At 74.9% G+C, this 12833-nt stretch carries 15 protein-coding genes; 10 read left to right on the top strand and 5 right to left on the bottom strand.

Annotated features, from left to right (window positions below):
* Positions 1-17 precede the first annotated feature (17 nt).
* A complete protein-coding gene (locus MT994_RS10645; RefSeq protein WP_021483470.1) occupies positions 18-437 on the bottom strand; it encodes a phage holin family protein in 420 nt (139 codons plus the stop codon).
* A gap of 195 nt (positions 438-632) precedes the next feature.
* Here MT994_RS10645 and MT994_RS10640 point away from each other — a divergent pair, with 195 nt between their 5' ends.
* From MT994_RS10640 to MT994_RS10630, 3 genes are all read left to right on the top strand, one after another.
* Entirely contained in the window at positions 633-1328 is a 696-nt protein-coding gene (locus MT994_RS10640; protein WP_061268382.1) for a hypothetical protein, read from the top strand.
* Between the two features lie 170 nt (positions 1329-1498).
* Positions 1499-3505, top strand: a complete 2007-nt coding sequence (locus MT994_RS10635; protein WP_354806206.1) for a histidine kinase — start codon at positions 1499-1501, stop codon at positions 3503-3505.
* Positions 3502-4188 carry a response regulator transcription factor gene (locus MT994_RS10630; protein ID WP_354806204.1) on the top strand — a complete coding sequence of 229 codons (687 nt, stop codon included), beginning with the start codon at positions 3502-3504 and terminating at the stop codon, positions 4186-4188. The genes MT994_RS10635 and MT994_RS10630 overlap by 4 nt, the downstream gene beginning before the upstream one ends.
* Before the next feature lie 4 nt (positions 4189-4192).
* Here MT994_RS10630 and MT994_RS10625 read toward each other — a convergent pair whose 3' ends face one another.
* Complete coding sequence (locus tag MT994_RS10625) at positions 4193-4570, bottom strand: VOC family protein (RefSeq protein ID WP_354806202.1); 378 nt, start codon at positions 4568-4570, stop codon at positions 4193-4195.
* Between the two features lie 68 nt (positions 4571-4638).
* A complete protein-coding gene (locus MT994_RS10620) occupies positions 4639-4875 on the bottom strand; it encodes a hypothetical protein (protein WP_240696623.1) in 237 nt (78 codons plus the stop codon).
* A gap of 138 nt (positions 4876-5013) precedes the next feature.
* Between MT994_RS10620 and arsB the strand changes: the two genes are divergently transcribed.
* Genes arsB through MT994_RS10605 form a run of 3 tightly spaced genes read left to right on the top strand, consistent with a single transcriptional unit; the run spans position 5014 to position 7588 of the window.
* The gene (gene arsB, locus MT994_RS10615; RefSeq protein ID WP_354806200.1) at positions 5014-6120 is read left to right on the top strand and encodes an ACR3 family arsenite efflux transporter; all 1107 of its coding nucleotides are present in this window, start codon (positions 5014-5016) and stop codon (positions 6118-6120) included.
* The gene (locus tag MT994_RS10610) at positions 6117-7154 is read left to right on the top strand and encodes a metalloregulator ArsR/SmtB family transcription factor (RefSeq protein ID WP_354806198.1); all 1038 of its coding nucleotides are present in this window, start codon (positions 6117-6119) and stop codon (positions 7152-7154) included. Before arsB ends, MT994_RS10610 begins: the two co-directional genes overlap by 4 nt.
* Positions 7151-7588, top strand: a complete 438-nt coding sequence (locus MT994_RS10605; protein ID WP_354806196.1) for an arsenate reductase ArsC — start codon at positions 7151-7153, stop codon at positions 7586-7588. Before MT994_RS10610 ends, MT994_RS10605 begins: the two co-directional genes overlap by 4 nt.
* Positions 7589-7638: 50 nt before the next feature.
* On the opposite strand, the gene MT994_RS10600 is transcribed toward MT994_RS10605, so the two are convergent.
* Positions 7639-9057, bottom strand: coding sequence for an FAD-dependent oxidoreductase (locus MT994_RS10600; protein ID WP_354806194.1), 1419 nt, complete (start codon positions 9055-9057; stop codon positions 7639-7641).
* 83 nt (positions 9058-9140) lie between these two features.
* Here MT994_RS10600 and MT994_RS10595 point away from each other — a divergent pair, with 83 nt between their 5' ends.
* Both MT994_RS10595 and MT994_RS10590 read left to right on the top strand, forming a co-directional pair.
* Positions 9141-9506 carry a metalloregulator ArsR/SmtB family transcription factor gene (locus MT994_RS10595; protein WP_076403976.1) on the top strand — a complete coding sequence of 122 codons (366 nt, stop codon included), beginning with the start codon at positions 9141-9143 and terminating at the stop codon, positions 9504-9506.
* 115 nt (positions 9507-9621) lie between these two features.
* Positions 9622-10485, top strand: coding sequence for a CPBP family intramembrane glutamic endopeptidase (locus MT994_RS10590; protein ID WP_354806192.1), 864 nt, complete (start codon positions 9622-9624; stop codon positions 10483-10485).
* A 10-nt stretch (positions 10486-10495) separates the two neighbouring features.
* On the opposite strand, the gene MT994_RS10585 is transcribed toward MT994_RS10590, so the two are convergent.
* A complete protein-coding gene (locus MT994_RS10585) occupies positions 10496-10789 on the bottom strand; it encodes a hypothetical protein (RefSeq protein ID WP_043656410.1) in 294 nt (97 codons plus the stop codon).
* Between the two features lie 112 nt (positions 10790-10901).
* On the opposite strand from MT994_RS10585, the gene MT994_RS10580 reads away from it, so the two are divergent.
* Together MT994_RS10580 and MT994_RS10575 are read left to right on the top strand one after the other, a co-directional pair.
* Positions 10902-11918 carry a 5'-3' exonuclease gene (locus MT994_RS10580; RefSeq protein WP_354806190.1) on the top strand — a complete coding sequence of 339 codons (1017 nt, stop codon included), beginning with the start codon at positions 10902-10904 and terminating at the stop codon, positions 11916-11918.
* Between the two features lie 84 nt (positions 11919-12002).
* The gene (locus MT994_RS10575) at positions 12003-12800 is read left to right on the top strand and encodes an alpha/beta hydrolase family protein (protein WP_168945545.1); all 798 of its coding nucleotides are present in this window, start codon (positions 12003-12005) and stop codon (positions 12798-12800) included.
* The last annotated feature ends 33 nt before the right edge of the window (positions 12801-12833 follow it).

Here is a 12833-nt window from a genome sequence, read left to right as displayed (position 1 = left end):
GGCCAGCTCGGACGGCGTCAGCCGCGCGCCGTCGCCTCGCGGATGCGCTTGTCCTCCTGGCGGCGGTCCCACCAGCGGGTGAGGACGAGCCACCCGAGGAGCCAGCCGCCGAGCGCGCTGATCAGCCAGACGACGACCGTCACCCCGATCCACGTGGAGGCCCCGGAGATCTCCAGGCCGTCGCCCACGAGCGTCGCGATCCACAGCGCGAGGAACGTCGACACGAGGCCGATGCCGCCGAGCACCGCGGACGCGTACTTGCGCGCGACGTTGAACACGAAGGGCGCGAGCACCCCCTGGGCCACCGCGAACACGAGGACGGCGACCGTGAACCCGGAGGCGTGCACCGTGACGCCGTCGAAGACGTTCGCGGCGACGAGGAGGCCCACGGCGGCGAGGACCACGTTGATCGCGAAGCTCAGCAGGAACCGGATCATGCCGCAACCGTCCCGCCGCGCGGGAGGTTCCGCAACCGCTGGTGCGGCGCGGGAGCCCGCCCCGTGCGACCTGCCCGGGAGGTCGGGACACCTGCCCCTGGGACCCGGGACGCCGCCCGGCCGACGCTGCGGGGGCCGTCGCACCGCGTGACGGGCCCCGGCCGCGGGTGGCGGCCTCGAACGGAAGGTCGTCCCATGCAGGACAGCTCGCTCACCACGCCGTCGGCGGTCGCCGACGGCACGCCCCGCCGCGCCCGCGGCACGACGCCCCGCGCGTGGGCCTGGACCGGGGTCGTCGCCGGTGTCCTCGGCCTGGTCTCGATCCAGTCCTCGATGGCGCTCGGCATCAACTGGGAGGAGACCGCGGGCGACGCGGAGGCGATCGTCGCCGACCTCTCCGGCCGCACGGGCACGCAGATCGTGTTCCACACCGCGACGATCGCGTGCGCGCTGCTCGTGCTCGTCTTCGCCGCCGGGCTCAAGCGGCGGCTCGACGGGCAGGCTCCCGCCGGGTCGATCCTCCCGACGGTCGCGGGCTGGGGGCTCGTGCTCGTCTCCGTCGCCGGGCTGCTGGGCTCGGGCCTCGACACGCAGTTCCTGTTCGGCCTCGGCGACACGGCGCTCATCGTCCCGGAGTCGGGTGCGTTCTACAGCGACTGGGTCGCGACGATCCCGTGGCTGTGGGTCGGGGCGGGCGTCGCGGGCGTCGCGCTCGGCGTCGCGGCGCTGCGGCACGCGGCCGCGCCGCGCTGGCTCGGCGTCGTCGGGTTCGTGCTCGGCGGGCTCGCGCTCCTCACGGGCGTGTCGCCGCTGCAGTACATGGCGGGGTTCGTCGGACCGATCTGGCTGCTCGTCACCGCGCTCGGCTTCGCCCTCGGGGACCGGCGCTGAGCGCGACGCGCGAGATCGGCGACGCGCGACGAGATCGGCGGGTCCGGTCGGGATCGGCGGTCTGGACCGCCGACCCCACACGGGACCGCCGATCTCGCCGTCGTCCACGGCCGGGTGATCTCCCGCCCGGGCCCTTCTCGCCGCGCGTGCCGCGGCCCTACCGTGGGCCCGTGGCCGAGCCCGGGCCCGGCCGCGCCGGGATGCCCCGCACGGGCTGGACGATCGGCGTCCTCGCCTGGGTGCTCGGCGTGTCCGCGCTCGCGCTCCAGCTCACGTCCGGCGTGCCGCTCCTGCTGGGCGACCTGCTGTTCGTCGTCGTGGACGCGACGGTCGCGCTCGTCTACGGCACGGTCGCGGCGGTGATCCTCGTGCGGCGGCCGCACGTCGTGGGTTGGCTCGTGGCCCTCGCCGCGATCGGCGGCGGGGTCGCGGCCCTGGGCGGCGGGTGGCGCAGCTACGCGTCGACCCACCCCGGCCTGCCCCCGCTCACGCCGCTCGCGGACGCCTACGGGTGGGCGTGGGTGCCGGGCACGGTCGGGCTCTTCGTCCTCGTCCCGTGGTTCGTGCGCGGCGGGCGGCTCGGCGCGGGCGCGTGGTGCGGGGTCGCGGGCGGCGTCGCGTCCATCACCTTCTTCTTCCTCGCTCCCTCCGACGACCCGCGCCCTGCGATCGTCGGCGTCGTCGTCATGGGGCTCGTCACCGCGGGCGCGACGGCGTGGCGCCGGTTCCGCGGGCCTGTCGAGGAGCGCCGCGGCCTGGGCCTGCTCGCGCTCGGGACGGCGCTCATGGCGCTGTCGTTCCTCCCGCTGCTCGGCACGTGGGCCGACCCGGACGTGCTCCTCGCGCTCCCCCTCACGCACCTCGCGTGCCAGGCGCTGTTCCCCGCCGCGATCCTCGTGTGCGTGCTGCGCAACCGTTTGTGGGGCATCGACCTCGTCCTCTCGCGCGCGACCGTGGCCGCGATGCTGGCCGTGGGCCTCGCCATCGTCTACGCCGTGGTCGTCGTCCTCGCGACGACCGTCGTCGACGGTACCGCCGCGCAGGTCGTCGCGGCGGTCGGGGTCGCGCTCGCGGTGCAGCCCCTGCACACGTGGCTGCGGCACCGCGTGCGCACGCTCGTCTACGGGGAGGGGAACGACCCGGGCCGGGCGGCCCTGAGCGTCGGCCGCCACCTGTCGTCCGCGTCGACGGCCGACGACCTCGTCGTGAGCCTCGCCGTCGGCGTGCGCGAGGCGCTGCGCCTGGAGAGCGTGACGATCGAGCGGTCCGCACCCGGCCCGACGACGTCCGGCAGCCCCGCGGGCCCGGCGCCCTGGGCGGGCCCCGGCGGCCACCCGTCCGGCGACGCCGTCACGCTCCCCGTGGAGCACGGCGGGCGGGCGCTCGGCCGTGTCCACGTCGTCGCGCGGGCCGGCGAGCGGCTCGACGCCCGGACGCGCGACGCGCTCGAGCAGCTCCTGCCCGTGCTCGGCGCCGGTCTCGCGCTCGCGCGGGGCGCGCACGAGCTCGAGGAGGCGCGCGACGCCACGACCCGCGCGCGCCTCGCCGAGCGGCGCGTGATCCGCCGGGAGCTGCACGACGGCGTCGGGCCGTGGCTCGTGGGTCTGCGCCTCGGGCTCCAGGGCGCGCGGAACACGCTGCGGACCGACCCCGCGGCCGCGGCCGCGGTGCTGGACGCCCTGGGGGTCGAGGTGGCGCAGCGCGTCGAGGACGTGCGGGCGCTGTCCCGCAGCCTCCTGCCGCCGTCGCTCGACGAGCACGGTCTGGAGGTCGCGCTCGGCGAGCTCGCGGGGCGGCAGGCCCTCGGCGGGTTCGTCGTGGACGTGCGCTGCGACCCGTGCGGGGGCCTCGACCCGCGCGTCGCCGCGGCCGCGTACGCGATCGCGAGCGAGAGCGTCGTCAACGCCGCCCGGCACTCCGGGGCGCCGGAGTGCCGCCTGACGGTACGGCTCGGGGACGGCGCGCTCGTCGTCACGTGCGAGGACGACGGTCGGGGCGTCGCGCCGGACGCGGTGGCCGGCGTCGGCTCCCGGTCGCTGCGCGAGCGGGCCGACGAGCTCGGCGGCCGGCTCGAGGTCGCCGCGGTGCGGCCCGACGGCGAGCGCCCCGGCACGCGCGTGCGCGCCACGCTCCCGCTGGTCCCGGTCGGGGCGCTCGCGCGCGGAGCGGCGTCGTGATCCGGGTGGCGGTCGTCGACGACCACCCGGTGTTCCGGCTCGGCATGGCCGCGCTGCTCGACTCGTTCGACGGCGTGCGCGTCGTCGGGAGCGCGGCGTCGGCGACGGAGGCGCGCGCGCTGCTCGGTCTCGGCACCCACCTCGACCTCGACCCCGGCGAGGATGCGGGCGCCGGGGCGCGGGCCGACGTCGTGCTCCTGGACCTCGACCTCGGCGACGGGTCGGGCGTGGACGTGACGCGCGACCTCGTGCGTGCGGACCCGGCCGCGCGCGTGCTCGTCGTGACGATGCACGAGGACGAGGACGCCGTCGTCGCGGCCGTGCGCGCGGGGGCGCGCGGGTTCCTCGTGAAGTCCGCGAGCCCCGCGGAGGTCGAGCGCGCCGTCCGCGCGGTGGCCGACGGCGCGATGATCCTCTCCCCGTCCGTCGCGGACCGGGCGATGGCGTACGTCGTGGGCGGGCGCTCCGCCGTGCGTGCACCGTTCCCCCAGCTCACCGACCGCGAGCGCGAGGTGCTCGACCTCGTCGCGGCCGGGCTCGACAACACGTCGATCTCCCGGCGGCTCGTACTGAGCCCCAAGACGGTGCGCAACCACGTCGCGAACGTCCTCGCCAAGCTCGCCGTCCGCGACCGCGCCGCCGCGATCGTGCGGGCGCGCGAGGAAGGGCTGGGCGGCGGCTGACGCGTCAGGCGCCGTCGTCCTGGATCACCGACAGCACGTTGCCCGCCGGGTCGGTGAACCACGCGATGAGCGGGCCGCCCCCGCGGAAGACGAAGTCGTCGTCCGTCTCGACGGGCGTGCCCGCGTAGCGCTCGAAGGCCACGCCGCGCTCGCGGAGCGCCGCGACCGTGCCCGGCACGTCGGCGACCGGGAAGTTCAGCACCGTGAACGACGCCGGGGAGTGGGCCTCGCCCTTGGGGTAGACGAGCACGCGCGCACCGTCGCCGATCTCGAGCCAGAGCATGTCGTCCCCGCTGACGGTGAGGCCGAGGTCGTCGGCGTAGAACCGCCGCGCCGCGTCGACGTCGTCGACCGAGAACCCGCTGAACGCCGTGTCGAGCATGTCTCCTCCTGAGGTCGCGTGGGCGGGCGCCCGCTCTCCTCAGGGTCGACCGGCCGCAGGCCACCGGCTCATCGGTCGCGGGGCATCAGGCCTCGCGGCGGAGGTGCAGCAGCAGGAACGGGCGGCCCTGGTCGTCCGTCTCCGACCGACCGGTCACCTCGAACCCGAGCGCCCGGTAGAAGGCCCGCGCGCCCGGGTTCTGCTCCGTTGACGTCGAGCTCGACGACCGGGTGACCGCGCCCGACCGCGTCGAGCAGCGCGCGGCCGATCCCGCGCCCGTGCAGCGCGGGGTCCACGAACAGCATCTCGACCCGGTGCCCGACACGCTCCCGCACAGGAGGGGCACCCGCACTTGGCGACTGCATCGAGACCTGTCAATATAGAAGCATGTCGATACGATCCACGCGGCCCTGGGTCGTCGCCACCGACGGGCCGGACCTCCCGTGAGCACGCCCAGCACCGCACCGGGTCCACGACTGTCGGCGCTCGACCGGTGGCTGCCGCTGTGGATCGGGCTCGCGATGGTCGCCGGGCTCGTCCTGGGCCGGTTCGTCCCTGCCCTGTCCGACGTGCTCGCCGCGCTGGAGGTCGGCGGGATCTCCGTGCCGATCGCCCTCGGCCTGCTCGTGATGATGTACCCGGTGCTGGCCAAGGTCCGCTACGACCGGGTGGGTGCGGTCACCGGCGACACGCGGCTCCTGGCCTCCTCGCTGGTCCTGAACTGGCTGGTCGGGCCTGCGCTGATGTTCGCCCTGGCGTGGGCCTTCCTGCCCGACCTGCCCGAGTACCGCACCGGGCTGATCGTCGTCGGCCTGGCCCGGTGCATCGCCATGGTCGTGATCTGGAACGACCTGGCGTGCGGGGACCGGGAGGCCGCGGCGGTGCTCGTCGCCATCAACTCCGTGTTCCAGGTCGTCGCCTTCTCGTTGCTCGGCTACTTCTACCTCACGGTGCTGCCCGCGTGGCTGGGCCTGGACACCCAGGGCCTGGACGTGTCGGTGGGGCAGATCGCGCTCAACGTGCTCGTGTTCCTCGGCGTCCCGCTGGTCGCCGGGTTCGCCTCGCGCCTGGTCGGGGAACGCGCCCGGGGCCGTGCCTGGTACGAGGACCGGTTCCTGCCGGTGATCGGACCCTGGGCGTTGTCCGGGCTGCTGTTCACGATCGTGCTGCTGTTCGCCCTGCAGGGCGAGGCCGTCACCTCCCACCCGCTCGACGTCGCCCGGATCGCCTTGCCGCTGCTGGTGTACTTCGCCGCCATGTGGGGTCTCGGGGTCGTCACCGGCAAGGCCCTGGGCCTCGGCTACGCGCGCTCCACGACGCTCGCGTTCACCGCGGCGGGCAACAACTTCGAGCTCGCGATCGCCGTCGCCATCGCCACGTTCGGTGCGACCTCCGGCCAGGCCCTGGCCGGAGTCGTCGGTCCGCTCATCGAGGTCCCCGTCCTGGTCGGTCTCGTCTACGTCTCCTTGTGGCTCGCACGCCGCTGGTTCGCCATCGACCCCTACGCCGACCCGACCCGAGCACGAGAGCTGGAAGAGGTGAGGCCATGACCACCGCTCCCCTGCCGATGACCGTCACGGACACCGACTGCACGCCGCAGGTCGAGGCGCACGCGATCGGGACCGAGGTCGCGGGCGCCGTCGCCACGACGCTCAAGGCCCTCGCCGAGCCGCTGCGGCTGCGCATGCTCTCCTTCATCGCGACCTCCACGGCCGGTGAGGCGTGCGTGTGCGACCTCGCCTCGCTCACGGACGTCTCGCAGCCGACCGTCTCGCACCACCTGAAGGTGCTGCGCGACGTCGGGGTGCTGACGTCCGAGCGACGCGGCACCTGGGTCTGGTACCGCGTCGCGCCGGGATACACGACCGCGGTCACGACGCTGCTGGACTCCCTCGCCCCGGCGGCGCTCGGCGCCAGCCACGGTGCGACCGTCCTCGCCGGGCTCGACGACGTCGACGCCGCCCTCGACCACCTGGCCGAGGACCTGGCCGGGACCTTCGCCGACGTGCGGTTCGACGTCGTGCAGCGCGTGGTCCGCGAGTCGTACACCGACCTGGCCCGCTCGGCGAAGGTCTCGGCCCACCTGGTGCCGCTCACGGAACGGTTCGCCCGGCAGCGGCTGAGCGACCTGACCCGCCCCGCGGACGCGCGACCGCAGGTGCTGTTCGTCTGCGTCGCCAACGCCGGACGCTCCCAGCTCGCCGCCGCCCTGCTGCGCCGCTACGCCGGCGACCGGGTCGTCGTCCGGTCCGCGGGGTCGGCGCCCGCGTCCGACATCCACGAGGGCGTGCGCGAGAGCCTGACCGCGCTCGGCATCACCGCCGACGACGCGTTCCCCAAGCCGCTGACCGACGACGCGGTCCGCGCCGCCGACGTCGTGATCACGATGGGCTGCGGAGACGTGTGCCCGGTCCTGCCCGGCACGCGGTACGAGGACTGGCTCGTGGGCGACCCGGCCCTGGCCTCCCCGGCCGGGGTCGCCGCGATCCGCGACGAGCTCGACACCCGCGTGCGCGCCCTGCTCGCCGACCTCCTGCCCGAACTCGACCTGCCCCCAGCCTCACCCCGGGAGACATCACCATGACCGAGAACGCCACCGCGAAGCCGTCCGCCCTGTTCGTCTGCGTGCACAACGCCGGCCGCTCCCAGATGGCCGCCGGGTACCTGCGCGCCCTGTCCGGCGGGGCCGTGGAGGTCCGCTCTGCCGGGTCCGCCCCGGCCGACCAGATCAACCCCGTCGCCGTCGAGGCCATGCTGGAGGAGGGCATCGACCTCCGCGCCGAGCACCCCAAGGTCCTGACCACCGAGGCGGTGCAGGCGTCCGACGTCGTGATCACCATGGGCTGCGGGGACGCATGCCCGATCCTCCCCGGCAAGCGGTACGAGGACTGGGCCCTGGAGGACCCGGCCGGCCAGGGCATCGACGCCGTGCGACCCATCCGCGACCAGATCCGCACCCGCGTACTGACGCTCCTCGACGAGCTCGGCGTCGCCCCGGTCGCTCTCCCGCGCGGCTGAGGAGCCGGCCGCGCGCCGGTCCCACCCGGACCCGACGCGCGGCCGGGCGCTCAGCCGTGGTCCGCGTCGCCCGAGCGGCCGTGCACGACGCCGGTCGCGAACCCGACCCCGGCCGGTGCCCCGACCCCGAGGGTGACCGGCTGCGGCGCCGCCGGCGCGGTGCCGCAGCACGACCCGCTCGCCCCCGCGCCGTCCGCCTCCAGAGCGAGGTCGGTCGAGCAGACCCCGGTCGCGGGGAGGGCCAGCTCGACCGCGTCGGCCGCAGCCCGGTCCCCTGCCAGCGCCGCCGCGATCGAGCGCACCTGCTCGTAGCCCGTGGCGAGCAGGAACGTCGGCGCACGCCCGTAGGACTTCATGCCTGCGAGGTAGAACCCGTCGTCCGGGTGGGACAGCACCTGCTCGCCGTGCGGCGGCACGGTGCCGCAGGAGTGCTGGTTCGGGTCGATGAGCGGAGCGAGCGCCGCAGGTGCCTCCACGACCGGGTCCAGGTCGAGGCGCACCTCGCGCAGCATGTCCAGGTCCGGCCGGAAGCCGGTCGCGTCGACGATCTGGTGCACCTCGAGGCTCAGCGCCCCGTCGCGCACGGTCCCCAGCACCTGGACGGTTCCGGCACCGGGGACGAGGCGTTCGATCGAGACGCGCGTGAGCAGCGTCAGCCGCCCAGCCTCCACGGCGGCCCGCAGGCGCGTGCCGAGCAGGCCTCGCGCAGGGAGCTCGTCGTCGGCTCCACCGCCGAAGAGGCGACGCGCGGAACCACCGCGGATCGCCCACGTGATCGTGGTGCCCGGCTCGGACTCGGAGAGCTCGACGAGGTTCAGGAGCGTGTTCGCCGCGGAGTGGCCCATCCCGACGACGAGGGTGTCCCTGCCTGCGAACCGGTCGCGCCGGGTGCCGAGCACGTCCGGGAGAGGTCCGGTGACGAACGCAGCCGACTCCTCCTCGCCCACGGCCGGAAGACCCGAGACCCCCAGCGGGTTCGACGTCGAGAACGTCCCCGACGCGTCGATCACCGCGCGGGCCAGCACGTCGGTCACCGTGCCGTCGGCGTCCACCGTCCGCACCCGGTACCCGCGCCGCTCCCGGCCGAGGGAGCGTGTCTTGTCCGCACCGTCGCGGGCGACCGACACCACTCGCGTGCCGGTACGCAGTCGGGGCGCGATCTGCGGCGTCGCGGCCAGCGGAGCCAGGTAGCGCCCCACGAGCTCCCCGCCGGTGGGCAGCGCGTCCGGATCCGGCTCCACCCACCCCGTCGCCTCCAGCAGGCGCCGCGCGGCGGCGTCGACGTCGTAGCGCCACGGCGAGAACAAGGGCACGTGGCCCCACGACGCCACGGCCGCACCCGGCCCGTCGCCGGCCTCGAGCACGATCGTCTCCAGCCCGCGCTCCAGCAGGTGCGCCGTCGCGGCCAGACCCACCGGACCTGCACCGATCACCACGACCGGGAGCTCGTCCCGCCCCACCTCGACCATGAGCACTCCTCGTATTGAAGGTTATCGATGCGAGCATCGTGGACCACCCATCGATGAGTGTCAATGTGTGGCAGGATGGCCGCATGACGACGGCCACGCTGCCCCCGGCGCCCCCGCGCGGCGCACCCGGCTGCTGCGGCCCGGCCGCCACCGGGGCGGCAGACCCCGATGCTGCGCGCGAGCTCGCGCGCACCTTCAAGGCCCTGGCGGACCCGACGCGGGTCCAGCTCCTCGCGATCGTCGCCGCCCAGGAGGGGCACGAGGCGTGCGTGTGCGACCTCACCGGGCCGGTCGGCCTCTCCCAGCCGACCGTCAGCCACCACCTCAAGATCCTGGTCGACGCCGGTCTGCTGACCCGCGAGCAGCGCGGCCGCTGGGCGTACTACTCGCTCGTCCCGGGCGCCCTCGCCCGCGTCGCGGGGTCGCTCACGGAGATCGCGGGGCGCTGAGCGCCGCTTCGCCGCGCGCTCCCGTCCTCCTGTCCCTACGCTCGCCCCTGTCGGTGGCGCCGTCCGCACCGACCGGCCGTCGGCGACGGTCGTCCGACGACGAGCGAGGCACACGATGACCGAGCTGACCGGATCGATCGAGGAGGCCGGCCCCCGGTCCGGCTGGCAACGGTTCTGGGACCGCGGCGGCTGGTGGCGGGCCTTCCTGTTCGCGGTCCTCTACATCGCGGTGTACCTGGGGGTCGGGTGGCTCGTCGGGCTCACCCGGCTGGGGCCGGGCAGCGGCGAGGAGCTCCTCGACTCGTCCGGCACCGTGTTCTTCGGGCTGCTGCTGCCGATCCTCGTCATGGGCCTGCTGCTCGTCGTCTTCCTGCGGACCGTCCGGTGGCGACGCGAGGTGTTCGGGCCGCAGCCGGTCGCGGGCCGACCGTGGATGTGGGTCGCGGTCGTCCTCGTGCTCGTCCCGGTCGCGCTCCATCTCGCGGCGACGGACTGGGGCGCCTACGACGTCACGGTCGTCCTCACCGTCCTCGCGCTCGGCCTGTGCGTCGGGTTCGCCGAGGAGGTCCTGACGCGCGGCGTCGCCGTCACGATGCTCCGCCGGGCCGGGTACGGCGAGAAGGCGGTGATGGTGCTGTCGTCCCTGCTGTTCGGCCTCCTGCACACGACGAACCTCGTCTCGGGGCAGAACCTCCTGCTCGTGGGCACCACGGTGGTCTACGCGTTCGGCTTCGGCACGATGATGTACCTCTCCATGCGTGTCACCGGCAGCATCGTGCCCGCGATCCTCCTGCACGCGGCCACCGACCCGACGACGTTCCTCGCGACGGACGGCGTCGACGCACACGGCGCGAGCTCCGGCTCCGAGGCGCTGAACGCGATCGCGAGCACCTTCAACGTCGTGTTCGTCCTCGTCGGGATCCTCGCGATCTTTCTCGTCTCCGGCCGTGCGCGGGGCACCGCCCCGGCCGAGGGGTGACTCCCGCTCGTCAGGACCGTCGGCCGCGCAGCGCGATCGCAGGGCCGGAGAAGAGCGCGATGCCCAGCACGAACCCGACGTCGTACCAGGTCCCGTTGTTGTCGACCTCGTAGATGCTCACCGTGTCCGTGAAGAGGGACACGATGAACGTCACCGGCAGGATCGCGCCCTGCCACAGGCCCCACCAGAACCCGTAGCCCCCGGGGTTCGCGGCGACGTTCGGCCCGGCCGCGCACGCCCCCAGGAGCAGGAGCACCGCGAGGGCGACGGCCGTGCCGGCTGCTCGTCGCGTCGTCGTGGACATGTCGCTCACCTCCGAGCACCAGTGAACCGCTCGCGCCGCCCGACGGCCAGGCCGGGCAGGCGCGACGCTCCCCGGGGAGACCGGTGTCGGGGCCGTGCGGCAGGATGACCGCATGACGCAGAGCACGGACGAGGGCGCCCCCGCGCGCAGCGAAGCCACCCCCGGCGGCGAGCTCATGCTGCTCGACACCGCGAGCCTGTACTTCCGGGCGTTCTTCGGGGTGCCGGACTCGATCAAGGCGCCGGACGGCACGCCCGTCAACGCGGTGCGCGGCCTGCTCGACATGATCGCGACGCTCGTCACGGACCGTCGTCCGACGCGCCTCGTCGCGTGCTGGGACGTGGACTGGCGGCCGGCCTTCCGGGTCGAGGCGATCCCCTCGTACAAGGCGCACCGCGTCGCGGAGGTCGTCCCGGGCACGACGGGCGTCGAGGAGGTCCCGGAGAAGCTCGCCGCGCAGGTCCCGGTCATCGTCGACGTGCTCGCGGCGCTCGGCATCGCGCGCGTCGGGGCGGCGGGCTACGAGGCGGACGACGTCATCGGCACCCTCACCGCGCGCGAGGTCGCGCGCCGCGCGGCGGCGGGCGCGACGCCGGACCCGTCGGGCCGGGCGGCGGTCGAGGTCGTCACGGGCGACCGCGACCTGTTCCAGCTCGTCGACGACGCCGCGGGCGTGCGCGTGCTCTACCCGACGAAGGGCGTGAAGAACCTCGACGTCGTCGACCAGGCGCGCCTGCGCGAGCGGTACGGCGTCGCGACGGGGGCGGCCTACGCGGACATGGCGGTGCTGCGCGGCGACCCGAGCGACGGCCTGCCGGGCGTCCCCGGCATCGGCGAGAAGACGGCGGTCGCGCTCCTCGGGAGGTACGGCGACCTCGCGGGCGTGCTCGCGGCGCGCGACGCGGGCGACCCGGGACTGACGGCGACCCAGCGCCGTCGGCTGACCGAGGCGGCCCCGTACCTGGAGGTCGCCCCGCTCGTCGTGCGCGTCGCGCCCGACGCCCCGCTCGACGACGTCGACGACGCGCTGCCCACCGCCCCGGCCGACCCGGACGCGCTCGCCGAGCTCGGCGAGCGCTGGGGTCTGGGGTCGTCCGTGCAGCGCCTCCTGGACGCGCTGCGCGGCTGAGCGGCCGCCGCCTGTCCGGAGGGCAGACTGGGTCCGCCGCCGCGGACCGCCGGCGGCCCGTCCGACCCCGCCGGGAGGCGACCCGTGGCTCTCGTCCGCTGCAGCTTCTACTCCGACGTGCTCGAGGTGAGCACGTCGATGACCGTCGTGCTCCCCCAGGCCACGACGACCCAGATCGGCATGGCCGGGTCGGCGAGCGCCCGCGCCGAGGGCGCCCCGGTGCTCTACCTGCTCCACGGCATGAGCGACGACGAGACGATCTGGACGCGCCGGACGTCGATCGAGCGGTACGTCGCCGACCGCGGGCTGGCCGTCGTCATGCCGCGCGTGGAGCGCAGCTTCTACGCCGACGAGGTGCACGGGCACCGCTACTGGACGTTCCTGTCCGAGGAGCTGCCGAGCCTCGTCGACCAGTTCTTCCGCGTGTCGACGCGCCGCGAGGACACGTTCGTCGCGGGGCTGTCGATGGGCGGGTACGGCGCGTTCCGCTGGGCGCTGCGGCACCCCGAGCGGTTCGCGGCGGCGGCGAGCCTGTCCGGGGTGCTCGACCTCGCCGACGAGTCGTACCGCGAGCGGCGCCTGCCGGACATCGAGCGCGTGTTCGGCGACCGCGAGATCGCGGGCTCGGACGACGACCTGCTCGCCCTGCTGCGGCGCGCCGCGTCCGAGGGCCGCACGGCCGATCTCCCCGGGCTGTTCCTCGCGTGCGGGACGGAGGACTTCCTCGTCGACGGCAACCGGGCGTTCGAGCGGGTGGCCGATGAGTCCGGCGTGGCGCTGCGGTCGGAGTTCTCGCCCGGGACGCACGAGTGGGGCTTCTGGGACCGCACCATCCAGGACGTCCTCGACTGGCTGCCGCTGGCCGGGACGGCACGAACCTGAGGCGGCGCCCTCCCTACCCCTCGGGCATGTCAC

It is taken from the genome of Cellulosimicrobium sp. MI9406 (genome assembly GCF_040595865.1).
Classification (GTDB): domain Bacteria; phylum Actinomycetota; class Actinomycetes; order Actinomycetales; family Cellulomonadaceae; genus Cellulosimicrobium; species Cellulosimicrobium funkei.
Note: the sequence above shows the minus strand (reverse complement) of the source record. Positions and strands in the feature narration are given on the sequence as shown.

Bases quoted from the DNA above. Each gene is read 5' to 3' on its own strand.
- MT994_RS10645 (WP_021483470.1), bottom strand. From the start codon at position 437: ATGATCCGGTTCCTGCTGAGCTTCGCGATCAACGTGGTCCTCGCCGCC.
- MT994_RS10640 (WP_061268382.1), top strand. From the start codon at position 633: ATGCAGGACAGCTCGCTCACCACGCCGTCGGCGGTCGCCGACGGCACG.
- MT994_RS10625 (WP_354806202.1), bottom strand. From the start codon at position 4,570: ATGCTCGACACGGCGTTCAGCGGGTTCTCGGTCGACGACGTCGACGCG.
- MT994_RS10620 (WP_240696623.1), bottom strand. From the start codon at position 4,875: ATGCTGTTCGTGGACCCCGCGCTGCACGGGCGCGGGATCGGCCGCGCG.
- MT994_RS10610 (WP_354806198.1), top strand. From the start codon at position 6,117: ATGACCACCGCTCCCCTGCCGATGACCGTCACGGACACCGACTGCACG.
- MT994_RS10605 (WP_354806196.1), top strand. From the start codon at position 7,151: ATGACCGAGAACGCCACCGCGAAGCCGTCCGCCCTGTTCGTCTGCGTG.
- MT994_RS10600 (WP_354806194.1), bottom strand. From the start codon at position 9,057: ATGGTCGAGGTGGGGCGGGACGAGCTCCCGGTCGTGGTGATCGGTGCA.
- MT994_RS10595 (WP_076403976.1), top strand. From the start codon at position 9,141: ATGACGACGGCCACGCTGCCCCCGGCGCCCCCGCGCGGCGCACCCGGC.
- MT994_RS10590 (WP_354806192.1), top strand. From the start codon at position 9,622: ATGACCGAGCTGACCGGATCGATCGAGGAGGCCGGCCCCCGGTCCGGC.
- MT994_RS10585 (WP_043656410.1), bottom strand. From the start codon at position 10,789: ATGTCCACGACGACGCGACGAGCAGCCGGCACGGCCGTCGCCCTCGCG.
- MT994_RS10580 (WP_354806190.1), top strand. From the start codon at position 10,902: ATGACGCAGAGCACGGACGAGGGCGCCCCCGCGCGCAGCGAAGCCACC.